Annotated in this window: 22 protein-coding genes; 19 read left to right on the forward strand and 3 right to left on the reverse strand. The window is 63.2% G+C overall.

The genetic code is table 11. The features are described from left to right. Window positions 1-219: 219 nt before the first annotated feature. From mdh to GA829_RS05580, 12 genes are all read left to right on the forward strand, one after another. A complete protein-coding gene (gene mdh / locus GA829_RS05525) occupies window positions 220-1,188 on the forward strand; it encodes a malate dehydrogenase (RefSeq protein WP_195177546.1) in 969 nt (322 codons plus the stop codon). A 17-nt stretch (window positions 1,189-1,205) separates the two neighbouring features. Beyond that, window positions 1,206-2,399 carry an ADP-forming succinate--CoA ligase subunit beta gene (sucC, locus tag GA829_RS05530; RefSeq protein ID WP_195177547.1) on the forward strand — a complete coding sequence of 398 codons (1,194 nt, stop codon included), beginning with the start codon at window positions 1,206-1,208 and terminating at the stop codon, window positions 2,397-2,399. A 4-nt stretch (window positions 2,400-2,403) separates the two neighbouring features. Then, the gene (locus tag GA829_RS05535) at window positions 2,404-2,775 is read left to right on the forward strand and encodes a cupin domain-containing protein (protein WP_195177548.1); all 372 of its coding nucleotides are present in this window, start codon (window positions 2,404-2,406) and stop codon (window positions 2,773-2,775) included. Window positions 2,776-2,777: 2 nt separating this feature from the next. Beyond that, window positions 2,778-3,275 carry a DUF1579 family protein gene (locus GA829_RS05540; protein WP_195177549.1) on the forward strand — a complete coding sequence of 166 codons (498 nt, stop codon included), beginning with the start codon at window positions 2,778-2,780 and terminating at the stop codon, window positions 3,273-3,275. Between the two features lie 12 nt (window positions 3,276-3,287). Next, window positions 3,288-4,190, forward strand: coding sequence for a succinate--CoA ligase subunit alpha (sucD, locus tag GA829_RS05545; RefSeq protein ID WP_195177550.1), 903 nt, complete (start codon window positions 3,288-3,290; stop codon window positions 4,188-4,190). 129 nt (window positions 4,191-4,319) lie between these two features. Continuing rightward, complete coding sequence (locus GA829_RS05550; protein WP_195177551.1) at window positions 4,320-7,304, forward strand: 2-oxoglutarate dehydrogenase E1 component; 2,985 nt, start codon at window positions 4,320-4,322, stop codon at window positions 7,302-7,304. Between the two features lie 50 nt (window positions 7,305-7,354). Next, entirely contained in the window at window positions 7,355-8,635 is a 1,281-nt protein-coding gene (gene odhB / locus GA829_RS05555) for a 2-oxoglutarate dehydrogenase complex dihydrolipoyllysine-residue succinyltransferase (RefSeq protein WP_195177552.1), read from the forward strand. A 16-nt stretch (window positions 8,636-8,651) separates the two neighbouring features. After that, entirely contained in the window at window positions 8,652-9,359 is a 708-nt protein-coding gene (locus GA829_RS05560) for a DUF4241 domain-containing protein (protein WP_195177553.1), read from the forward strand. Beyond that, window positions 9,359-9,883, forward strand: a complete 525-nt coding sequence (locus tag GA829_RS05565) for a hypothetical protein (RefSeq protein ID WP_195177554.1) — start codon at window positions 9,359-9,361, stop codon at window positions 9,881-9,883. Before GA829_RS05560 ends, GA829_RS05565 begins: the two co-directional genes overlap by 1 nt. Continuing rightward, the gene (locus GA829_RS05570; RefSeq protein ID WP_195177555.1) at window positions 9,880-10,635 is read left to right on the forward strand and encodes an SDR family oxidoreductase; all 756 of its coding nucleotides are present in this window, start codon (window positions 9,880-9,882) and stop codon (window positions 10,633-10,635) included. Before GA829_RS05565 ends, GA829_RS05570 begins: the two co-directional genes overlap by 4 nt. Window positions 10,636-10,658: 23 nt before the next feature. Continuing rightward, on the forward strand, window positions 10,659-12,062 hold the full coding sequence (gene lpdA, locus GA829_RS05575) for a dihydrolipoyl dehydrogenase (protein WP_195177556.1): 1,404 nt from the start codon (window positions 10,659-10,661) through the stop codon (window positions 12,060-12,062). A gap of 732 nt (window positions 12,063-12,794) precedes the next feature. Then, window positions 12,795-13,271, forward strand: coding sequence for a DUF2867 domain-containing protein (locus GA829_RS05580; protein ID WP_195179530.1), 477 nt, complete (start codon window positions 12,795-12,797; stop codon window positions 13,269-13,271). A gap of 21 nt (window positions 13,272-13,292) precedes the next feature. Here GA829_RS05580 and GA829_RS05585 read toward each other — a convergent pair whose 3' ends face one another. Next, a complete protein-coding gene (locus GA829_RS05585; protein WP_195177557.1) occupies window positions 13,293-14,363 on the reverse strand; it encodes a TraB/GumN family protein in 1,071 nt (356 codons plus the stop codon). Window positions 14,364-14,498: 135 nt separating this feature from the next. After that, window positions 14,499-15,437 (reverse strand): tyrosine recombinase XerC, encoded by a 939-nt coding sequence (locus GA829_RS05590; RefSeq protein WP_195177558.1) that lies wholly within the window; start codon window positions 15,435-15,437, stop codon window positions 14,499-14,501. Window positions 15,438-15,588: 151 nt separating this feature from the next. Between GA829_RS05590 and rimM the strand changes: the two genes are divergently transcribed. Together rimM and trmD are read left to right on the forward strand one after the other, a co-directional pair. Continuing rightward, on the forward strand, window positions 15,589-16,188 hold the full coding sequence (gene rimM / locus GA829_RS05595; protein WP_195177559.1) for a ribosome maturation factor RimM: 600 nt from the start codon (window positions 15,589-15,591) through the stop codon (window positions 16,186-16,188). Further along, entirely contained in the window at window positions 16,185-16,883 is a 699-nt protein-coding gene (gene trmD / locus GA829_RS05600) for a tRNA (guanosine(37)-N1)-methyltransferase TrmD (protein WP_195177560.1), read from the forward strand. Before rimM ends, trmD begins: the two co-directional genes overlap by 4 nt. Here trmD and GA829_RS05605 read toward each other — a convergent pair. After that, a complete protein-coding gene (locus GA829_RS05605; protein ID WP_195177561.1) occupies window positions 16,865-17,617 on the reverse strand; it encodes a sulfite exporter TauE/SafE family protein in 753 nt (250 codons plus the stop codon). The two genes, trmD and GA829_RS05605, sit on opposite strands and share 19 nt — an antisense overlap. A gap of 315 nt (window positions 17,618-17,932) precedes the next feature. Between GA829_RS05605 and rplS the strand changes: the two genes are divergently transcribed. The 5 genes from rplS (at window position 17,933) to GA829_RS05630 (ending at window position 21,534) form a co-directional block, all read left to right on the forward strand. Continuing rightward, entirely contained in the window at window positions 17,933-18,499 is a 567-nt protein-coding gene (gene rplS / locus GA829_RS05610) for a 50S ribosomal protein L19 (protein WP_195177562.1), read from the forward strand. A gap of 214 nt (window positions 18,500-18,713) precedes the next feature. Continuing rightward, a complete protein-coding gene (locus GA829_RS05615; protein WP_195177563.1) occupies window positions 18,714-19,148 on the forward strand; it encodes an organic hydroperoxide resistance protein in 435 nt (144 codons plus the stop codon). After that, complete coding sequence (locus GA829_RS05620) at window positions 19,145-19,645, forward strand: MarR family winged helix-turn-helix transcriptional regulator (RefSeq protein WP_195177564.1); 501 nt, start codon at window positions 19,145-19,147, stop codon at window positions 19,643-19,645. The genes GA829_RS05615 and GA829_RS05620 overlap by 4 nt, the downstream gene beginning before the upstream one ends. A 181-nt stretch (window positions 19,646-19,826) precedes the next feature. Then, window positions 19,827-20,624 carry a transporter substrate-binding domain-containing protein gene (locus tag GA829_RS05625; protein ID WP_195177565.1) on the forward strand — a complete coding sequence of 266 codons (798 nt, stop codon included), beginning with the start codon at window positions 19,827-19,829 and terminating at the stop codon, window positions 20,622-20,624. Window positions 20,625-20,718: 94 nt separating this feature from the next. After that, entirely contained in the window at window positions 20,719-21,534 is an 816-nt protein-coding gene (locus tag GA829_RS05630) for an amino acid ABC transporter permease (RefSeq protein WP_195179531.1), read from the forward strand. Window positions 21,535-21,579 lie beyond the last annotated feature (45 nt).

Below are 21,579 nucleotides of genomic sequence, written 5' to 3' on the forward strand. Positions count from 1 at the left end.
TCGGCCTACAAACTTTGACGTTTACGTAAATACCGAATTATCTAACCGATTGAAAACACTCGCTCCAAAATAATCGTTTGAATATTTTCCGCACCGGAGCTATTGGGTGCATCGAAAATTCGCGGTTTGTCCGCGGCATTCCGGCCTCTTCTTCGATGCCGTCATCCAAATCGCTGGGGATTTGGGGCGCCATCACAGACAAAGGGAAACCATCCTGACATGGCACGCAACAAGATAGCGCTTATCGGCTCGGGCATGATCGGCGGCACGCTCGCCCACATGATCGGCCTCAAGGACCTCGGCGACGTGGTGTTGTTCGATATCGCCGAGGGTACCCCGCAGGGCAAGGGGCTTGATATCGCGCAGTCGTCGCCGGTCGATGGGTTCGACTCCAGGCTTACCGGCGTCAATGACTATGCCGGCATCGAAGGCGCCGATGTCTGCATCGTCACCGCCGGCGTGCCGCGCAAGCCGGGCATGAGCCGCGACGATCTGCTCGGCATCAACCTGAAGGTGATGGAACAGGTCGGCGCCGGCCTGAAGAAATACGCGCCGAAGGCTTTCGTCATCTGCATCACTAACCCGCTCGATGCCATGGTCTGGGCGCTGCAGAAGTTCTCCGGCCTGCCCAAGAGCCATGTCGTTGGCATGGCCGGCGTGCTGGACTCCTCGCGCTTCCGCTACTTCCTGGCCGAGGAATTCAAGGTCTCGGTCGAGGACGTCACCGCCTTCGTGCTTGGCGGCCACGGCGATTCCATGGTGCCGATGATCCGCTACTCGACGGTGTCAGGCATTCCGCTGCCGGATCTCATCAAGATGGGCTGGACTTCGAAGGAAAGGCTCGACCAGATCGTGCAGCGCACCCGCGACGGCGGCGCCGAGATCGTCGGCCTGCTCAAGACCGGCTCGGCCTATTACGCGCCGGCCGCCTCGGCGATCCAGATGGCCGAAGCCTACCTCAAGGACAAGAAGCGCGTGCTGCCCTGCGCGGCCTATCTCTCCGGCCAGTATGGCGTCAAGAACACCTATGTCGGCGTGCCGGTTGTGCTTGGCGCCGGCGGCGTTGAGCGCATCATCGAGATCGACCTCAACAAGAGCGAGCAGAAGATGTTCGACAGTTCGGTGGCGACGGTGCAGGGCCTGACCGAGGCCTGCGTCAAGATCGCACCGCAGCTCGCCTCGAAGTAATCCGGAGATAATCCCAGATGAACATCCATGAATATCAAGGCAAGGCGCTGCTGAAGAGTTTTGGCGCGCCGGTGGCCGAAGGCGTGCCGGTGTTCAAGGCAAGCGAGGCGGAAGCCGCTGCCAAGGCGCTGCCCGGCCCGCTTTATGTGGTGAAGAGCCAGATTCATGCCGGCGGCCGCGGCAAGGGCAAGTTCAAGGAACTCGGGCCAGACGCCAAGGGCGGCGTGCGGCTGGCGAAGTCGGTGGCTGAAGTGGTTGCCAATACCAACGAGATGCTCGGCCACACGCTGGTGACCAAGCAGACCGGCCCGGCCGGCAAGCAGGTCAACCGTCTCTACATCGAGGACGGCGCCGACATCGAGCGCGAGCTTTATCTGTCGATCCTGGTCGACCGCACGGTCGGCCGCGTCGCCTTCGTCGTCTCGACCGAAGGCGGCATGGATATCGAGGCGGTCGCGCACGATACGCCGGAAAAGATCATCACCGTCGCCATCGACCCGGAAAAGGGCGTGACGCCAGCCGACCTGAAGGCGCTCAACGGCGCGTTGAAGCTTGATGGCGATGCGGCCAAGGACGGCGATACGCTGTTCCCGATCCTCTACAAGGCCTTTGTCGAGAAGGACATGAGCCTGCTCGAGGTCAACCCGCTGATCGTCATGAAGGACGGCCGGCTGCGCGTGCTCGACGCGAAAGTGTCGTTCGACAACAACGCGCTGTTCCGCCACCCAGACATGCTGGAACTGCGCGACACGACCGAAGAGGACGAGAAGGAAATCGAGGCGTCGAAATACGACCTCGCCTATGTCGCGCTCGACGGCAATATCGGCTGCATGGTCAATGGCGCAGGCCTTGCCATGGCGACGATGGACATCATCAAGCTCTATGGCGCCGAGCCTGCCAACTTCCTCGATGTCGGCGGCGGCGCTTCCAAGGAGAAGGTGACGGCGGCGTTCAAGATCATCACCAAGGATCCGGCGGTCAAGGGCATCCTGATCAATATCTTCGGCGGCATCATGAAGTGCGACATCATCGCCGAGGGCGTCATTGCCGCGGTCAAGGAAGTCGGGCTGAAAGTGCCGCTGGTGGTGCGCCTGGAAGGCACCAACGCCGAACTCGGCAAGAAGATCATCAACGACAGCGGCCTGAACGTTGTTTCGGCCGATGACCTTGACGATGCGGCCAAGAAGATCGTAGCGGCGGTGAAGGGCTGAGCGGATGCCTCCGCGCAAGATAAACCTGGTCGAGGCGGCGGACGCGAAGATCACCAAGGTCTTCGATCCGCATATCGCCGGCGACATCAATGACAGCCAGGCGAAGGTCGCCAAGTTCGGCGAGACTTTCGACTGGCACGCGCATGACAATGAGGACGAAGCTTTCCTCGTGCTGCGCGGGCGCATCGCCATCGATTTCCGCGATGGTCCTGTGGAACTTGGCGAGGGCGACTTCATCGTCGTGCCGAAAGGCACGGAACACCGGCCGCGCTCGCTGACCGCCGAGCCCGTGGTGCTGATGTTCGAGCCGTCAACGACGCTGAACACCGGCAACGCCAAGAGCGATCTCACCGTCTCCGATCTGAAGCGGCTCTGACCATGAACGCGGCCTCCTTCTCATCGCTCTCTTCCGATCACCAGCGCCTGCAGGCGCTGGTCGGCGCGTGGCATGGCGAGGAAGAGGTGGCGGATACACAATGGGCCGATGGCGGTTCAGCGACTTCGGAAGTGCTGGCTGGGGCGGAGTTCGGCGGGTTGTTCGTGGTGCAGCGCTATCGCCAGCGCCGCGACGGCACGATTTCATTCGGCTCGCACAATGTCTTCGGCTTCGATCAGCCGAACGGCACTTACACGATGCACCAGTTCGATTCCATGGGCTTCGTGCCAGTGTCGCCAGCGACCGGCGCCTGGAACGGCAACGAGCTGGTGCTGCTGCGGTCATCGCCGCGCGGTGCGGCCCGCGTCAGTCATATCTTCGATACCAACGACAGTTATCGCATGCGGGTGGAGTTCCAGCCCGTCGGCAGCGATGCCTGGCAAGACATGGTGAGCGGCGTCTACCGGCGCGTCTCGCCTTCCTCCATCAACGGTTTTTAGAAAAGGGCTCCGATGTCCATTCTCGTCGACAAGAACACCAAGGTGCTGGTGCAGGGCCTGACCGGCAAGACCGGCACGTTCCACACCGAACAGGCGCTGGCCTATCACGGCACCAAGATGGTGGGCGGCATCCACCCGAAGAAGGGCGGCGAGACCTGGACCGGCTCGAAAGGCGAGAGCCTGCCGATCTTCGCCACCGTGGCCGAGGGCAAGGAAAGAACCGGTGCCAACGCGTCTGTCGTCTATGTGCCTCCGGCGGGTGCCGCCGAAGCCATTCTCGAAGCCATCGAAGCCGAGATCCCGCTGATCATCTGCATCACGGAGGGCATCCCGGTGATGGACATGATCAAGGTCAAGGCGCGGCTCGACCGCTCGACCTCGCGGCTGATTGGCCCAAACTGCCCGGGCGTGCTGACGCCCAACGAATGCAAGATCGGCATCATGCCCGGCAGCATCTTCCGCAAGGGCTCGGTAGGTGTTGTTTCGCGCTCGGGAACGCTTACCTATGAGGCAGTGTTCCAGACCACCAATGTCGGCCTCGGCCAGACCACCGCCGTCGGTATCGGTGGCGATCCAGTCAAGGGCACCGAGTTCATCGACATGCTGGAAATGTTCCTGGCCGATGACGAGACCAAGTCGATCATCATGATCGGCGAGATTGGCGGTTCGGCCGAGGAAGATGCCGCGCAGTTCCTCAAGGACGAAGCCAAGCGGGGCCGCCGCAAGCCAATGGCCGGCTTCATCGCCGGGCGCACGGCGCCTGCAGGCCGCACCATGGGCCACGCGGGCGCGGTCATCTCCGGCGGCAAAGGCGGCGCGGAAGACAAGATCGCGGCGATGGAATCGGCCGGCATAAAAGTTTCGCCATCGCCGGCACGGCTGGGCACGACGCTGGTCGAGGCAATCAAGGGTTAAGGGAATAGGGCAGTAAGGGAGTAGGGCAGTAGGGAAAAGTCGGCGGCAAAAAACGCCCTACTCCCCTACTGCCTTGTTCCCCTACTCCCCTCCAACTAAGGAGACGGAGCAGGCGCTCCGCTGAAAAAAATGGCACGACAAGATCAGGCCAACGACCAGTTTTCGCTCACCTCGTTCCTCTACGGCGGCAACGCCGATTACATCGACGCGCTCTACGCGGCGTATGAGGACGATCCTTCCTCGGTCGATCCCGAATGGCAGGACGTGTTCGCCGGGCTGAAGGACGATGCCGGCGATGTCCGCAAGAACGCCAAGGGCGCCTCGTGGGCCAAGCCCTCGTGGCCGCTGCAGGCCAATGGCGAACTGGTGTCGGCGCTCGACGGCAACTGGGGCATCGTCGAGAAGCACCTGGAAAAGAAGGTCAAGGACAAGGCCGTCACCAACGGCGTCGTTCTTTCCGATGCCGACGTGCACCAGGCGACGCGGGATTCCGTGCGCGCCATCATGATGATCCGCGCCTTCCGCATGCGCGGCCACCTGCACGCCAATCTCGACCCGCTCGGCATCAACACGCTCGAGGACTACAACGAGCTGTCGCCTGAGAATTACGGCTTCACGGCAGCCGATTTCGACCGTCCGATCTTCCTCGACAATGTGCTCGGGCTCGAATTCGGCACCATCCGGCAGATGCTGGAAATCCTGACCCGCACCTATTGCTCGACACTCGGTGTCGAGTTCATGCATATTTCCGATCCTGAGGAAAAGGCCTGGATCCAGGCGCGCATCGAAGGCGCCGACAAGGAGATTTCCTTCACCGCCACCGGCAAGAAGGCGATCCTGCAGAAGCTGGTCGAGGCCGAAGGTTTCGAACAGTTCATCGACGTCAAGTACAAGGGCACCAAGCGCTTCGGCCTCGACGGCGGCGAAGCGCTGATCCCGGCGCTGGAGCAGATCATCAAGCGCGGCGGCCAGCTCGGCATGAAGGAAATCGTGCTCGGCATGGCGCATCGCGGCCGCCTCAATGTGCTTTCCCAGGTGATGGCCAAGCCGCACCGCGCCATCTTCCACGAGTTCAAGGGCGGCTCGGCCGCTCCTGACGAGGTCGAGGGTTCGGGCGACGTCAAGTACCATCTCGGCGCCTCGTCGGACCGCGAGTTCGACGGCAACAAGGTGCACCTGTCGCTGACCGCCAACCCTTCGCATCTGGAAATCGTCGATCCGGTGGTGATGGGCAAGGCGCGCGCCAAGCAGGATTATTTGTTCGGCCGCAGCCGTGAGGAAATCGTGCCGCTGGAAGAGCGCGCCAAGGTGCTGCCGCTGCTGCTGCACGGCGACGCAGCTTTCGCCGGCCAGGGCGTCATCGCCGAAATCCTCGGCCTGTCGGGCCTGCGCGGCCACCGCGTTGCCGGCACGCTGCATTTCATCATCAACAACCAGATCGGCTTCACCACCAATCCGCGCTTCTCGCGCTCGTCGCCTTATCCGTCCGACGTCGCCAAGATGATCGAAGCGCCGATCTTCCACGTCAATGGCGATGACCCGGAAGCCGTGGTCCACGCCACCAAGGTGGCGATCGAATTCCGCATGAAGTTCCACAAGCCGGTGGTGGTGGACATGTTCTGCTACCGCCGCTTCGGCCACAATGAGGGCGACGAGCCTGCCTTCACCCAGCCGATCATGTATCGCAACATCCGCACCCACAAGACGACGGTGCAGATCTATGCCGACCGGCTGATCGCCGAAGGTCACCTGAGCCAGGACGAGTTCGACAAGCTCAAGGCTGAATGGCGCGCGCATCTCGAATCCGAATGGGAAGTCGGCCAGCACTACAAGCCCAACAAGGCCGACTGGCTGGACGGCGCGTGGTCGGGCCTGCGCACCGCCGACAACCAGGACGAACAGCGGCGCGGCAAGACCGCCGTGCCGGTCAAGACGCTGAAGGAAATCGGCAAGAAGCTGACCGAGGTGCCGAAGGATTTCGAGGCGCACAAGACGATCATCCGCTTCCTCGAAAACCGCCGCCAGGCGATCGATTCGGGCGAAGGCATCGACTGGTCGACGGCGGAGGCGCTGGCCTTCGGCGCGATCCTGCTCGACGGCAATCCGATCCGGCTGTCCGGCCAGGATTCCGAGCGCGGCACCTTCTCGCAGCGCCATTCCGTGCTTTACGACCAGCGTGACGAAACCCGCTATATCCCGCTCAACAACCTGTCGGCGGCACAGGCCGGCTACGAGGTCATCAACTCGATGCTCTCGGAAGAGGCGGTGCTCGGCTTCGAATATGGCTACAGCCTGGCCGAGCCGAAGGCGCTGACCTTGTGGGAAGCGCAGTTCGGCGACTTCGCCAACGGCGCTCAGGTGGTGTTCGACCAGTTCATCTCGTCTGGCGAACGCAAGTGGCTCAGAATGTCGGGCCTCGTCTGCCTGCTGCCGCATGGCTATGAGGGCCAGGGTCCGGAACATTCCTCGGCCCGCCTCGAGCGCTTCCTGCAGCTTTGCGCCGAAGACAATATGCAAGTCGCGAACTGCACGACGCCGGCCAACTACTTCCACATCCTGCGCCGGCAGCTGAAGCGGGATTTCCGCAAGCCGCTGATCCTGATGACGCCGAAGTCGCTGCTGCGCCACAAGCGGGCGGTGTCGACGCTGCCGGAAATTTCGGGCGAAAGCGCCTTCCACCGCTTGCTGTGGGACGATGCGCAGCTGCTTTCCGGCCAGGCGATCAAGCTGGTCAAGGATTCGAAGATCCGCCGCGTCGTGCTGTGTTCGGGCAAGGTCTATTACGACCTCTACGAAGAGCGCGAGAAGCGCGGCATCAACGACATCTACCTGCTGCGCGTCGAACAGCTCTATCCGTTCCCGGCCAAGGCGCTGATCACCGAACTGTCGCGCTTCCGCAATGCGGAGATGGTCTGGTGCCAGGAGGAGCCCAAGAACATGGGCGCCTGGTCGTTCATCGACCCGTATCTGGAATGGGTGCTGGCGCATATCGACGCCAAGCATCAGCGGGTACGCTACACCGGCCGGCCGGCAGCGGCATCGCCGGCGACCGGGTTGATGTCGAAGCATCTCGCCCAGCTCGCCGCCTTGCTCGAAGACGCGCTCGGTGAATAGGTAGATCCCGGCGAATAAAGAACAGAACTGACAAGAAACGGACAGGCACAATGGCTACCGAAATCCGCGTTCCCACTCTCGGCGAATCCGTCACCGAGGCGACCATCGGCAAATGGTTCAAGAAGGTTGGCGATGCCATTGCCGCCGACGAGCCCCTGGTCGAGCTTGAAACCGACAAGGTGACGGTGGAAGTGCCGGCTGCCGCTGCTGGAACGCTTTCGGAGATCACGGTCAAGGAAGGCGAGACGGTCGGCGTCGGCGCGCTGCTGGGCATGATCGGGGCGGGCGGCGCAGCTGCCGCCCCGGCGACAAAGCCGCAAGCGGTGTCGCAGGCCTCGAGCCCCGAAGCGGCGCACACCACCAAGCAGGCCGCGGCCGAGACCGCCAAGATCGCCGGCGACAGCGGTGCTGTCGAGCCACGCTCGATGCCACCGGCACCGGCGGCGGCGAAGCTGATCGCCGAGAACAATCTGGCGGTTGACCAGCTCTCAGGCTCGGGCAAGCGCGGCCAGGTGCTGAAGGGCGATGTGCTCGACGCGATTTCCAAGGGGGCGCCGTCGCAGCCGGCCGAGATACCGAAGGCGGCACCGGCACCGATCGCGGTGCGTGCGCCTTCGCAGGGCGACGATGCATCGCGTGAAGAGCGCGTGCGCATGACCAAGCTGCGCCAGACCATCGCGCGCCGCCTCAAGGAAGCGCAGTCGACCGCCGCCATGCTGACCACCTTCAACGAGGTCGACATGTCAGCGGTGATGGCGCTGAGGACCAAATACAAGGACGTGTTCGAGAAGAAGCACGGCGTGAAGCTCGGCTTCATGGGCTTCTTCACCAAGGCCGTCACCCATGCCTTGAAGGAAATCCCCTCGGTCAATGCCGAGATCGACGGCACCGACATCGTCTTCAAGAACTACGCCCATATCGGCGTTGCCGTCGGCACCGAAAAGGGCCTCGTCGTGCCGGTGGTGCGCAACGCTGACCAGATGTCGATCGCCGAGATCGAGAAGGATATCGGCCGGCTGGGCATCGCCGCTCGCGACGGCAAGCTGTCGGTCGCCGATATGCAGGGCGGCACCTTCACCATCTCCAATGGCGGCGTCTATGGCTCGCTGATGTCGACGCCGATCCTCAACGCGCCGCAGTCAGGCATCCTGGGCATGCACAAGATCCAGGACCGGCCGGTTGTGGTCGGCGGCCAGATCGTCATCCGTCCGATGATGTATCTGGCGCTGAGCTACGATCACCGCATCGTCGACGGCAAGGAAGCGGTGACCTTCCTCGTACGCGTCAAGGAAAGCCTGGAGGATCCGGAGCGGCTGGTTCTCGATCTGTGATCGGAGCTGACCCGCGATGGGCGGCTGGGTAGAACGGATCGGTCGCATGCTGCGGATTTTTCGACCAGCCGGCTCGACACCTATCCCTTCGCAGACGAAATCGACTGCTTTAGATCCGCAGCTGGAGAACACTAATCTCGGGGTCTTCGCTCTCAGCGATGCCGAGATGGCTGAACGGAAGATTGTCGTCACTATTATCGGAGAGCTTGAGCTGCCGACGAGCGAAATCGTCGCCTGCGACCCTTTGATCACCGGGCTAGGACGGCCGGCGTTTAGCCGCAAGGTCAGACCGGGTCGCTATCAGGTCGCGCTACTGGAGGCGCAGGGCCGCATTGCAGCGGCGGTGTTGTGTTTCGGCCCCGGCTTGCCAGTGCGCTGGGAATTGGCCAGCTTCGCTCGCGATCGCCCGTCGGCCTATGGGTCCGAATTTATCGTCGATGACGCGGTTGCGTCGTTCATGGACAAGTCGATCCTGACGATGATGTCCGATCCGGAGGAACTCGACGACTATCTCGCTGACGTCGCGTGCTCGATCGACAGATTCTGCGTCGATAGTCCGATTGATGGGAACCCGCTTAATGTCGCCATGTTCGACACTGGCTTCGGTGACGGCGCGTATCGGTCCTTTTGCGGATTGGACGCGGCCGGCGAACCACTTCTCCTGATGACCGACTTCGAAGTGCTGGAAAATGCCGACGGCCGCAAGAGCAACCAGGCGAACTGATGGCAAACGTCACCTCGCCCATGATCGGATTTATGGCCGGGTCACTGAACTTCACCGCAGCGAGTTCCTCCGCCCACGCCGCCTGCCCCATCGAGCTCGCCGTCTATGGTGATGCGCAAGGCGGCCCCGAGACGAGCGGCGCCGAGATCGATTTCACGCCGACCGGTACGTCGGCCACCGTCACCAACACGTTTAGGCTGATCCTCGACAACAATGTCGTGCTGAACGGCATTGTCATGTGGAACGAAGGGGTGGCGAGGCCTAACGGTTCGCTGATGTACAAATGCCCCGAAGGCGATGTCACCGGCGCCGAGCTCGCCGCCTGCACGCTGTGGACCGGCGTCATCTACAGCGGCGATGACAAGGGCATGATCGGGCTGCTGCCGGCGGAAGGCATCGAGGCGCCGAAGACGTTGATCCTGTCCGATCTCGGGCCGGTGCTGCGGCAATCCCCGGCCTATGGCGGCAGCGGCTTCTCGAAAGTGCCGTCGGATGTGTTTGCCATGAAGGGATGCCAGGAATGAGCGCGACGCAAAAGGTGCTGCTGGTCACCGGCGGCGGGCGCGGCATTGGCGCCGCCATCTGCCGGCTCGCCGCCAGGGCCGGCTATCGCGTGGCGATCAACTATGCGTCGAACCAGGATGCGGCAAACGCGCTTGCCGCGGAGATAAAGGCCGCCGGCGGTGAGGCTTTTGCGGTCAAGGGCGATGTCGGCAGCGAGGCCGATATCGTCGCCATGTTCGAGGCGGTGGACCGCGCTTATGGCCGGCTCGACGCCTTCGTCAACAATGCCGGCATTGTCGACATCAAGGCGCGTGTCGACGAGATGGATGTGGCGCGGCTGGAACGCATGATGCGCATCAATGTCGTCGGCTCCATCCTCTGCGCCCGCGAGGCGGTGAAGCGCATGTCGACCCGCCATGGCGGGCCGGGTGGCGCGATCGTCAACATCTCCTCGGCGGCGGCGATGCTCGGCTCGCCGGGCGAATATGTCGACTATGCCGCGTCCAAGGGCGCCATCGACACGTTCACCATCGGCCTTGCCCGCGAGGTGGCGCTGGAAGGCATCCGCGTCAATGCGGTGCGGCCGGGCATCATCGATACGGAAATCCACGCTTCCGGCGGACAGCCGGACCGGGTGGCGCGGTTCCAGGATGCGCTGCCGATGAAAAGAGCCGGCACGGCTGATGAAGTCGCGGGCGCGGTTCTCTATCTTCTATCCGACGCGGCGTCCTACACGACGGGCGCTATCTTGAATGTGAGTGGCGGGCGCTGAGCGCCAGGCAAAGGAAAAGCATCATGGCTTATGACGTGGTTATCATCGGATCGGGGCCGGGCGGCTATGTCTGCGCCATCAAGGCAGCACAGCTTGGCTTGAAGACGGCGGTGATCGAGAAGAACGCCACCTTCGGCGGCACCTGCCTCAACATCGGCTGCATCCCGTCGAAGGCACTGCTGCATGCCTCCGAGATGTTCGCCGAGGCCAACCATTCCTTCGACACGCTCGGTGTCGAGGTGACGCCGAAGCTCAACCTGAAGAAGATGATGGCGCACAAGGACGCGACCGTGACGTCGAACGTCAATGGCGTCGCCTTCCTGTTCAAGAAGAACAAGATCGACGCGTTTCGCGGTACCGGCAAGGTGGTTGCGGCGGGCAAGGTCTCGGTGACCGGCGAGGACGGCAAGGTCGAGGAAATCGAGACCAAGAACATCGTCATCGCCACCGGCTCGGATGTCGCCGGCATTCCCGGCGTCAAGGTCGATATCGACGAGAAGGTGATCGTGTCCTCGACCGGCGCCCTGTCGCTGGAAAAGGTGCCTGGCCATCTGGTCGTGGTCGGCGGCGGCGTCATCGGTCTGGAGCTTGGCTCGGTCTGGGCGCGTCTCGGCGCCAAGGTCACCGTTGTCGAGTTTCTCGACACCATTCTGGGCGGCATGGACGGCGAGGTCTCCAAGCAGTTCCAGCGGCTGCTGTCGAAGCAGGGTTTCGAGTTCAAGCTCGGCGCCAAGGTGACCGGCGTCGCCAAGGTGAAGAAGGGTGCGACCGTCACTTTCGAGCCGGTCAAGGGCGGCACCGCCGAGACGATCGAGGCCGACGCGGTGCTGATCGCCACCGGACGCCGCGCCTTTGCCGACAGTCTCGGGCTGAAGGAGGCCGGCGTCGATGTCGATGAGCGCGGCCGGGTCAAGACCGACGGGCATCTCAGGACCAATGTGCCAGGCATCTACGCCATCGGCGACGTCATCGCCGGACCGATGCTCGCGCACAAGGCCGAGGACGAGGGCGTGGCGGTGGCCGAGACCATTGCCGGGCAAGCGGGTCACGTGAATTACGACGTCATTCCAAGCGTCGTCTACACCAGTCCGGAAATCGCCTCGGTCGGCAAGACCGAGGAAGAGCTGAAGAAGGCCGGCATCGACTACAGGGCCGGAAAGTTTCCCTTCACCGCCAATGGCCGGGCGCGCGCTATGCTGCACACCGATGGCTTCGTCAAGATCCTTGCCGACAAGGCCAGCGACCGCGTGCTCGGCGTCCATATCGTCGGCTACGGTGCCGGCGAGATGATCCACGAGGCGGCGGTGCTGATGGAGTTCGGTGGCTCGTCCGAGGATCTCGCCCGCACCTGCCATGCGCACCCGACCATGTCGGAAGCGGTGAAGGAGGCGGCGTTGGCCACCTTCTTCAAGCCGATCCACATCTAAGGCCTTTCATAAACGCTACTCCGGCGGCCATCTGGCGAGGTTTTCTCCGCTTCCGGTGCTCACGGACCCAATGTCCGCTGCGCTCCAGTTCTCGAAAACCACACCAGCCCATCTCACCGGAGCGAGTTTCTGGAAAGGCCTTTCAGGTCTGCTCAGAAAGCAAAACGGCCCGCTTTTCAGCGGGCCGTTTGTATTTGATGCCGTTGGCCTGATCAGTTGGCCGGGGCGGCAGGAGCCGGAGCCGGAGCAGGTGCCGCCGGAGCGGGCGCTGCTGGCTTCATTGGCTCCGCGGGAGCCGGGGCAGGTGCTGGCGCGGCAGGAGCCGGCGCGGCTGGCTTGGCCGGTTCGGCAGGCTTCATAGGTTCGGCCGCAGGTGCAGGCGCCGGAGCGGGCGTGGCCGCCGCCGGTGGCTCGGCTGGTGCAGGGTGCTCACCACTTCTCCCAAAAACATAATACGCGACAACCGCAAGAATAACGACGACGAGTGCGATCAGCCACGTGCTGCCACCGCCACTCGGCCTCGAGTCGTTTTGATTAGGTGCGTTCGCCATAAAAGTGTCCTCCGTGGATGAAAAGTATCAAGCAACAGACTTCAACGCGCAATCGTTGAACAGGTTTCATTTAGCACCGGCAAGGCGCCAAAAACAGGGCAATTTGACTTTGATGGCGGCGTTTCGCCACGCAGCGCGGTGGATTTGCCCTTGCTATGATCTGTTTAGAGGATTTGCCGTGATGATACCCGCCGCACAGACTTTCCCTGATCCCGATAGCGCTCTTGCCGGCGCCCAGTTCGCCGACCGTTTCGTGCTGGTCACCGACGGTCTTTCTCTTACCGCGATCGGGGCGGCCGAACGCTCCCTGGGGCGAACGCCGCGATGGGTCGACTGGCTAACCCAGCTTCGCAACCTCGCCGTCAGGCCGTTGGGGCTGAAGACCGGTCAGGAGCCGGCATCCGCGCCGAATGGCAGGATCGGGATTTTTCCGCTCATCAGTCAGTCTCCCGGCAAGGTCGTCCTCGGCCTGGACGACCGGCACCTTGATTTCCGTTTGCTGGTCGAGGTCAGGGACCTTGGCATGGGCCGCCAGGAAGTGGCCGCGTCGACGATCGTCAAGACGCACAATCTGCTTGGGCAGGCCTATCTGGCGATGGTCAAGCCGTTTCACCGGATCATCGTTCCGGCAGTGTTGGCTCAGATCCTGAAAGCCTGATCCAAGGCGGGACGCTATGTCCTAAAGCCCGACAGGCGTGACCGTATAGCCAGCCTTGCGGAAATCCTCGACCAGGCCTTCGGGACCGGGGAGGTGCAGGGCGCCGACCGCCATGAAGGCGTTGCCCTTGGCCAGGATCGGCATGGCATGGTCGACCATCACCTTGTTGCGGCTGGTGATCATCGTTTCCTCGAACGCGGCATAGCCGGCCTTGTCATCGTCGGCGCCAGGAAGCACGGTGCGAAACAGCGGCCAGAACATGCCGGTCTCGCCGCGCTGGTAAAGCACGATCATGGTCTCGTTGACGTCGTTGACCTTGTCGCCAAGCTTCACCGTGTCGACCAGCCCCTTCATATGAAAAGCGAGCGGCAGGGAGGCCATGGCGCGCAACTGGCTTTCGGCTGTTTCCAGGCCTTCCACCGTCTTGCCCGAGGCCTTGGCGCCTTCGGCCAGCTTGACGTCGAGCACCGGCGCTCCGCCGGACTGGCGGGCGAGTTCGCAGGCCGGCAGCGCCAGCATCGCCGACAACAACCAGGGCTTCATCTTGGCGACCGTCAGTGGCGGAATCCCGCGCGCATCGAGGGCGGAATTCATGGCGGCCGCATCGTCCGGCGACAGCAAGGACGACAGTGTCGTGGAGTCGGTGAACATCATCAGGTCCGGCTCTTTGAGCATCGCCGTCATCATCTTCTGCTTGTCGAGCACATCGGTGGTCTCGATGATGATGGTGCCGGCGGCGTCATAGGCGGTTTGCGCGGCAGGCGGCAGCGACGTGACGCGGGCGTCGGTCATGTGCATGGTGCCGAACAGGAACGATGGGTTTTCACCAGGCTTTTCCAGCTTCCACAGCAGGCCCTTGCCGTTCAGTGTGGCGGCGGCTTCGGTCTCGATCTTGCGGTAGGTGGCGGGATCGCTCTTCTGCAAGGCCGACATCATGTCGGCACCGGTGCAGGTCGGGATTACGGCATGCGCCTTGCCGGCCGTGAACAAGAGCACGATGAGGAAAGACAGGAAAAACAGCACATTGACCGCAACAAGCAGCTTCAGCGATGCTGACGCTGCGCGGTCGGCGATGGCAATGACGCGTTTCATGGCTCTATCTTCTTGCTCGACCGTGATCTTGTCCGAAAACCGGGACCCAGTTTTCGGGATCATGGTCAGGTCTAGGATCAAAAAGCGGCAAAACGGTTAATCCGCCCCGTGAAATTGTCCCGAAAGGGTACGTGTTCATGCGCGGGGATGCGCGGACTCGTAGATTTCGAGCAGCCTGGTGGTGTCGACGCCGGTGTAGATCTGGGTGGTTGAGAGACTGGCATGGCCAAGCAGCTCCTGGATGGTGCGCAGGTCGCCGCCACGCCCCAGCAGGTGCGTGGCGAAGGAATGGCGCAAGGCGTGCGGCGTCGCGGTGTCAGGCAGGTTGAGCGCCGAACGCAGCTTCGCCATGTCGCGCTGGATGATGGCCGGGTTGAGCGGCCCGCCGCGCGCGCCGCGAAACAGCAAGCCCTTCGGGTCGAGATGATAGGGGCAAAGCCGGCGGTATTCGGCGATTGCGCGCAAGGCCACCGGCAGCACCGGCACCAGCCGCGTCTTGCCGCCCTTGCCGGTGACCCGCAGCACCGTGTCACCGGGCGATGACAGATCGGCGCCGGCAAGGCCAAGCGCTTCGGAAATGCGCAGGCCGGAGCCGTAGAGCAGTGTCAGGACGGCGGCATTGCGGGCGGCGATCCACGGTTCCTCCGCCAACTGGCCTTCGATCGAGACGACGTGCTTCGCGTCAATTGCGGTGAGCGGCTTGGGCAGCGACTTGGGTTGGCGCGGTGCGCGCAGGGCGGCGGCACCGGCGGCGTTGGCGAGACCGCGCCGCTCGAGAAAGCGCAGCAGCGAGCGGATGCCGGCCAGCCCGCGCCCGAGCGTGCGGGCGCCGGCACCTTCGGCGCGGCGGGCGGCGAGGAAACCCCGCAGATCGGCTGGGCGCAGATTGGCGATGTCGGAAATGCCGGGGGCGCCACCGCAATGGCCGGTCAGGAAATGCAGAAACTGCCTCGAGTCGCGCTCATAGGCCTCGACGGTCGCGGGCGACAGCCGGCGCTCGCGCGCCAGCATCTTCAGCCAGCTTTCGCGTGCCGCCTGAAGGTCGGGTTTTGCCGGGATCAGGAATTCCTGCATGGCGCGCTTCCAATTCGAGCGCCATTTTCCGGCAGCCGGGTTAGGAAGCGGTGAAGAGCCGTCATCGAAATGACAATCAGGGAAATGACAATCGGGCGATCATTGAAATGACGCCGAGGTAGAGCTAGAGCAAGGCAAAGGATGCATGCCGATGACCAAGCCCCAGAACCCCGTCCAGATGGCCGTGATTGGCGCCGCCCACGGCATCAAGGGCGAATTGCGTGTCAAAACCTTCACCGGCGAGCCGCTGGCGCTGGCTGATTATGGCCCGCTCTATGCCAAGGACGGCCGCGCCTTCCAGATCATCGACATCCGGCCCGCCAACACTGTCGTCGTGGTCCGCTTCAAGGGTGTCAGCGACCGCAACGCCGCCGAGGCGCTGGCCGGTACGGAATTGTTCGTCGACCGCTCGATGCTGCCGGACGATGGCGAGGAGGATGAATTCTATCATGCCGATCTCGTCGGGCTCGAAGTTCGGGACGACACTGGCGGTGTGGTTGGCAAGGTCGTTGCCGTGCACAATTTCGGTGGCGGCGATATTCTCGATGTCACGCTGGGCGGCCGTAAAGGCGTGCTGATCCCATTCACGCAGGCCGCCGTCCCTGAGGTGTCTATCGCCGAAGGTTTTGTCCGCATCGATCCGGCAGCGGCTGGTCTGATCGAGGACGAGGATGGCGATGCGCCCCGCGACGAGGACTTCGACCCGAAAGGCAGGCCGCGAGGACCAAGCGACGCCGGGGGCAACCGGTGACGTTCAAGGCCTCGGTGCTGACGCTCTATCCCGAGATGTTTCCGGGTGCGCTTGGCCTGTCGCTCGCCGGGCGGGCGCTTGAAGCCGGCACATGGTCGCTGGACGCCGTCCAGATCCGCGATTTCGCCACCGATCGCCATCGCACCGTCGATGATACGCCGGCTGGTGGCGGCGCCGGCATGGTGATGCGCGCCGACGTGCTGGCCAGGGCGATTGACCACGCCTCACCTGAAAGTGACGCGCGGCCACGCCTGCTGATGAGCCCGCGCGGCAAGCCACTGGCGCAGGCGCGCGTGCGCGAACTGGCGGCCGGCCCCGGCGCGGTCATCCTCTGCGGGCGCTTCGAAGGCATCGACCAGCGGCTGATCGAAGCGCGTGGACTGGAAGAGGTTTCCGTCGGCGATTTTATCCTCTCCGGCGGCGAACCGGCGGCGCTGGCGCTGCTCGACGCGATTGTGCGCCTGTTGCCCGGCGTCATGGGCAATGCGGTCTCGGGCGATGAAGAGAGCTTCGAGAACGGCCTGCTCGAACATCCGCATTACACGCGGCCGCAGGAGTTCGAAGGACGTGAGATTCCCGAAGTGCTTGTCTCGGGCAATCACAAGAAGATCGCCGCGTGGCGGCGGGCGGAGTCCGAGAGGCTGACTAGGGAGCGGCGGCCTGACCTGCTCGCCGCTCAGCCCTTGCTGAAATAGTAGAAGGCGAGGAACAGGCCGACCGCGATGACGAAGCCGCGCACCACATTCTGCGGCACGCGCTTGGCGATCCAGACACCGGTATAACCACCGAGCGCGCCGCCAGGGATCATGACGATCGCCTGAGGCCAGGCGACGACGCCGCCCCAGACAAAGATGATGATCGCGACCGCTGCGATGACCATGGCCAGCATGTTCTTCAGCGCGTTCAGCCGGTGGTAGCCGCCTGATTGCGTCAGGCCGAGCGTCGCCAGCATCATGACGCCCATGCCGGCGCCGAAGAAGCCGCCATAGATGGCGGTGACGAACTGCGCCAGCGATCCGGCCAGCGATCCGACGGCAGCCTCCTGACCGGGCCTGGGCGCCGGCTTCAGCCATGGTCCGGCGGCGAACAGCGCCGTCGCGGCCAGCAGCAGCCACGGCACCAGGACGCGGAACGATGGGTTGTCGAGCGCCAGCAGGATAAGCGCGCCAGCCAGTGCGCCGGCAGCCGAGATCAGGCAGAGCAGCAGCGCACCACGCCAGAAATGCTTGATGTCGGCCCAGTAGGCGAGCGTCGAGGTGATGTAGCCGGGAAACTGCGTCACCGAGGAGGTGGCGTTGGCGACGATCGGCGGCACGCCGACCAGGGTCATGGCGCCGAATGTGATAAATGTGCCGCCGCCGGCGACTGCATTGGCGGCGCCGGACAGAAAACCCGCCAGGAACAGCAGGACCGCGTCGAAAACAGACATGAGAGTGGCGCCGCCGGTGAGAAATGCTTGCTTCTTACGGATTAGGAAGCTTGAAGAGCGGACGCAACCCCCGCGCCGAAGATGCGATTGCGCCAGACGAGCCAAAAAAGACACGGCCAAGGCGTGACAAAGCTCCGAAATAGCTGTATGTGCGCGCCGAACCGGAAGAAAAATCTGCCGGACCCGTCAACAATGGCGGTGTAGTCGCCCCTGCCCGATGTCTCACGACAGAGGGCATAGCCGAGCGGTCAATGGTACTGCAAGGCGAGTGTCGGACGCTCTGACTGTCGGAAGAACAAGAAGTGGATTTCTGAGATGGATATTCTCCGTCAGCTCGAGGCCGAACAGGCCGCCAAGATCGAAGCCAAGCGCAAGCTTCCCGAATTCCAGCCCGGCGATACCGTGCGCGTCCAGGTCCGCGTGACCGAAGGCACCCGCACTCGCGTCCAGGCCTATGAAGGCGTTGTCATCGCCCGCGCCGGCGCCGGCTTCCAGGAGAATTTCACCGTTCGCAAGATTTCCTACGGCGAAGGCGTCGAGCGCGTATTCCCGGTCTTCTCGCCGATGATCGAAGGCGTCGAGATCGTGCGCCGCGGCAAGGTGCGTCGCGCCAAGCTCTACTACCTGCGCGATCGTCGCGGCAAGTCGGCCCGTATTTCGGAAAACACCGGCGTGCGCGCCCGCAAGCTGAACGACGAAGAGCGTGATGCGCTGAACGCCGAGAAGGCCCGCCTCGAGGCCGAGAAGGTCGCCGCCGTGCAGGCACTGGCCGCCGAGAAGGCAGCGCAGGAAGCCGCCGAGAAGAAGGCCGCCGATGAAGCCGCCAAGGCAGCAGCCGATGAGGCCGCCGCCAAGGCAGCGGAAACAGCCACGGCCGAATAAGTTTTCAAGGCATATGCATTTGGAAAGGCGGCTTCGGCCGCCTTTTTCGTTTGCGGATCATGGAAGCGGTCTTCGACGCCAACCGGTCGAAGCGGGGCGCTGCGTGCCGCGCTTCATCAGCATATCGGGCATCAAGGAAAAGTAAGTGTGGCTCGGTTGACTCCATTTATCTTGTACACTAATTGATCGTGTACAATATAAATGGAGAGACGAAATGACCGCACTGTATTCCACCGAAGCTCGTGCCGTTGGCGGCCGCGCCGGCCATGTCCAGAGCAATGATGGCTTGCTTAGCCTCGACCTTGCCATGCCGAAGGAACTGGGCGGCAAGGGTGGCGCCACCAACCCCGAGCAGCTTTTCGCCGCCGGCTATGCCGCTTGCTTCGAAAGCGCCATGCGCTTCATCGCCGGCAAGCAGAAATTGCCGCTGCAGGATGCCTCGGTGACGGCCAATGTCAGTCTGCATACCAATGCGCAAGGTGGATTTGTGCTTGGCGTTTCCCTGGCCGCCGAAACAAAAGGTCTTGATCAGGCGGCAGCGGAAGCGCTTGTATCGGCGGCGCACCAGGTTTGCCCCTACTCCAACGCCATCAAGGGCAATATCGAGGTGGCGCTTTCGGCAAAGGCGCTTCCAGCAAAGGCAGCATGACCACCAGATCACCCACCGAAGCGACAGGCGTCCCGGCGGATTTCGCCGGGGTGCCGAAGCTCGACCAGCATCTCTGCTTCGCGCTCTATTCGGCAAGCGGGCTGATGACGCGGCTCTACCGGCCGCTGCTCGAACCGCTCGGCCTGACCTATCCGCAATATCTGACCATGCTGGCGCTGTGGGAACACGCGCCGCGCACTGTGGGCGATCTCGGTGATACGCTGGGGCTCGATTCCGCGACGCTGACGCCGCTGTTGAAGCGGCTGGAAGCGAGCGGCATGGTCACGCGTCGGCGCGATGCCGCCGACGAGCGCCGGGTGCTGGTCGAACCGACCGATCAGGGCCGTGCGCTCCGCGAAAGCGCCAAAGCCGTGTCGGCGGCGATGCGTTGCAATTCGCCGCTCGATGGCGAAGAGCTGAAATCACTGCATCATACCTTGACCCGGCTGATCGGTGGGTTGCGCGAAGCTACCGGCAAGGCGCCTGCCCTTGAATGACGTGCCTTGCCGTTCACGACACGGACCGTTTCGGAATCGCTGAAATGAAGGCATCGAAATCCTTTTTCGCGCGCAGTTGCGCAGCCGACCGGCTTGCATGACGCTTGCGGAAAGCTAAAGTCGGCGCAGGATTTCCTGCAAGCCCGGCGACGCCCGGGCAATTCAATTCCTGGAGCGTGTCATGACGAAATCGAAACTGCTGCTGGCCGGCCTGCTGGCCCTCATCCTCACGCCTGTCGCGGCCTTGGCGCAGGCGCTGCCCGACCTCGCCGGCAAGAAGGTGGTGGTGGTGACGGAAAACGCCTACCCGCCGCTGCAGTTCATCGACGCCAAGACGGGAAAGCAGATCGGCTGGGAATATGACGCGATGAACGAGATCGCCAAGCGGCTGAACTTCACCGTCGAGTACCAGAACACCTCCTGGGACGCGATGATCCAGGCGGTTTCCGACAACCAGTACAATATCGGCATGACCGGCATCACCATCAAGGATGACCGCAAGGCGAAGGTCGATTTCTCCGACCCCTATATGCGGTCCGAACAGTTCATGCTGGTGCGCGGCGATGAGAGCCGTTTCACCGACGCCAAGACCTTTGGCGCGTTCAAGGACGGGCTGGTCGGCGCTCAGGCCGGCACGACGCCGTTCTATACCGCCGTTTACAGTGTGCTGGACGGCAACGAGCAGAACCCGCGCATCAAGCTGTTCGAGACTTTTGGCGCGACGGTGCAGGCGCTCAAGTCCGGCGACGTCGATGTGGTTTTGACCGACGGCACCGCCGGCAAGGGCTATGTCGACGCCGCCGACGGCAAGCTGAAGCTGATCGGCGGCCCGCTCGGCACCGAGGATTTCGGCTTCATCTTCCCGAAGGGCTCGGATCTGGTGAAGCCCGTCAATGCGGCGATCGCGGCGCTCAAGGCCGACGGCACGCTCGACGCGCTCAACAAGAAGTGGTTCCTCGACTACAAGATGGGGCAGTAGTTTCGTTGGCGCGGGTGCAGTCTGACGACAAGGTACAAGAACTCGCGTTGACTCTGCGCTCCTTTCGCGACCTTCGCGCGCTGCATATCGCATGATGCAGCCATCACCATCATCAACCGCCAAGGCCGACTTCCCCTGGTGGCTCGCCGTGGCGAGCGTGCTTGCGCTGGCCGCGGCTCTTTTCGTCGCGACCAGCGACCTCTACGCCCAGGTGTTCGCCACTATCGCCAAGGGCATCGGCATCACCATCTTCGTCACCGTCGTTGCCTTCGCCATGGCGTCCGTGATCGGGCTCGGCATCGCGCTGATGGGCCTGTCCGGCTCGAACTGGCTGCGCCAGATCGCGCGTTTCTATGTCGAGATCATCCGTGGCGTGCCGATCCTGGTGCTGTTGTTCTGGATCGCCTTTGCCGGAGCCCCGGCCTTCGTCGCCGCCTGGAATGCGCTGACCGCGCCGCTGCAGAATGCCGGGTTCTTCGGTGAGTTGCTGGTGCGCGACGTCTCGCTGCTTTGGCGCGCCATCATGGCGCTGACCATCGGCTACTCAGCCTTCATCTCGGAGGTCTTCCGCGCTGGCATCCAGGCCGTCGAGAAGGGCCAGATCGAAGCCGCGAAGGCGCTGGGGCTGACGCGGGTGCAGCGCTTCCGGCTGATCGTGTTCCCGCAGGCGATCCGCACCATCCTGCCGCCGCTCGGCAATGATTTCGTCGCCATGGTCAAGGATTCCTCGCTGGTCTCGGTGCTGGGCGTCGCCGACATCACGCAGATGGGCAAGGTCTATGCCGCCGGTTCCTTTCGTTTCTTCGAGACCTATTCGATTGTCGCCTATGTCTATCTTGTGCTGACGGTCAGCCTGTCGCTCGCGCTCAGGGCGTTGGAACAGCGGCTGCGCAACCCGCATCAGGAATAGTTTTTGGGCGAAGACGGCGCTACCATCGAGCGGCGTGTTGAAACG

This window comes from Mesorhizobium sp. INR15 (assembly GCF_015500075.1).
Taxonomy (GTDB): Bacteria; Pseudomonadota; Alphaproteobacteria; order Rhizobiales; family Rhizobiaceae; genus Mesorhizobium.

Excerpts from the sequence above, each read along its gene's own strand:
- GA829_RS05540 (WP_195177549.1), top strand. The coding sequence starts at position 2,778 with ATGAACGCGGCCTCCTTCTCATCGCTCTCTTCCGATCACCAGCGCCTG.
- GA829_RS05565 (WP_195177554.1), top strand. The coding sequence starts at position 9,359 with ATGGCAAACGTCACCTCGCCCATGATCGGATTTATGGCCGGGTCACTG.
- GA829_RS05630 (WP_195179531.1), top strand. The coding sequence starts at position 20,719 with ATGCAGCCATCACCATCATCAACCGCCAAGGCCGACTTCCCCTGGTGG.
- GA829_RS05570 (WP_195177555.1), top strand. The coding sequence starts at position 9,880 with ATGAGCGCGACGCAAAAGGTGCTGCTGGTCACCGGCGGCGGGCGCGGC.
- mdh (WP_195177546.1), top strand. The coding sequence starts at position 220 with ATGGCACGCAACAAGATAGCGCTTATCGGCTCGGGCATGATCGGCGGC.
- GA829_RS05590 (WP_195177558.1), bottom strand. The coding sequence starts at position 15,437 with ATGCAGGAATTCCTGATCCCGGCAAAACCCGACCTTCAGGCGGCACGC.
- GA829_RS05615 (WP_195177563.1), top strand. The coding sequence starts at position 18,714 with ATGACCGCACTGTATTCCACCGAAGCTCGTGCCGTTGGCGGCCGCGCC.
- GA829_RS05585 (WP_195177557.1), bottom strand. The coding sequence starts at position 14,363 with ATGAAACGCGTCATTGCCATCGCCGACCGCGCAGCGTCAGCATCGCTG.
- GA829_RS05625 (WP_195177565.1), top strand. The coding sequence starts at position 19,827 with ATGACGAAATCGAAACTGCTGCTGGCCGGCCTGCTGGCCCTCATCCTC.
- rplS (WP_195177562.1), top strand. The coding sequence starts at position 17,933 with ATGGATATTCTCCGTCAGCTCGAGGCCGAACAGGCCGCCAAGATCGAA.
- lpdA (WP_195177556.1), top strand. The coding sequence starts at position 10,659 with ATGGCTTATGACGTGGTTATCATCGGATCGGGGCCGGGCGGCTATGTC.
- sucC (WP_195177547.1), top strand. The coding sequence starts at position 1,206 with ATGAACATCCATGAATATCAAGGCAAGGCGCTGCTGAAGAGTTTTGGC.
- sucD (WP_195177550.1), top strand. The coding sequence starts at position 3,288 with ATGTCCATTCTCGTCGACAAGAACACCAAGGTGCTGGTGCAGGGCCTG.
- GA829_RS05560 (WP_195177553.1), top strand. The coding sequence starts at position 8,652 with ATGGGCGGCTGGGTAGAACGGATCGGTCGCATGCTGCGGATTTTTCGA.
- odhB (WP_195177552.1), top strand. The coding sequence starts at position 7,355 with ATGGCTACCGAAATCCGCGTTCCCACTCTCGGCGAATCCGTCACCGAG.
- GA829_RS05580 (WP_195179530.1), top strand. The coding sequence starts at position 12,795 with ATGATACCCGCCGCACAGACTTTCCCTGATCCCGATAGCGCTCTTGCC.
- GA829_RS05605 (WP_195177561.1), bottom strand. The coding sequence starts at position 17,617 with ATGTCTGTTTTCGACGCGGTCCTGCTGTTCCTGGCGGGTTTTCTGTCC.
- GA829_RS05620 (WP_195177564.1), top strand. The coding sequence starts at position 19,145 with ATGACCACCAGATCACCCACCGAAGCGACAGGCGTCCCGGCGGATTTC.
- GA829_RS05535 (WP_195177548.1), top strand. The coding sequence starts at position 2,404 with ATGCCTCCGCGCAAGATAAACCTGGTCGAGGCGGCGGACGCGAAGATC.
- rimM (WP_195177559.1), top strand. The coding sequence starts at position 15,589 with ATGACCAAGCCCCAGAACCCCGTCCAGATGGCCGTGATTGGCGCCGCC.
- GA829_RS05550 (WP_195177551.1), top strand. The coding sequence starts at position 4,320 with ATGGCACGACAAGATCAGGCCAACGACCAGTTTTCGCTCACCTCGTTC.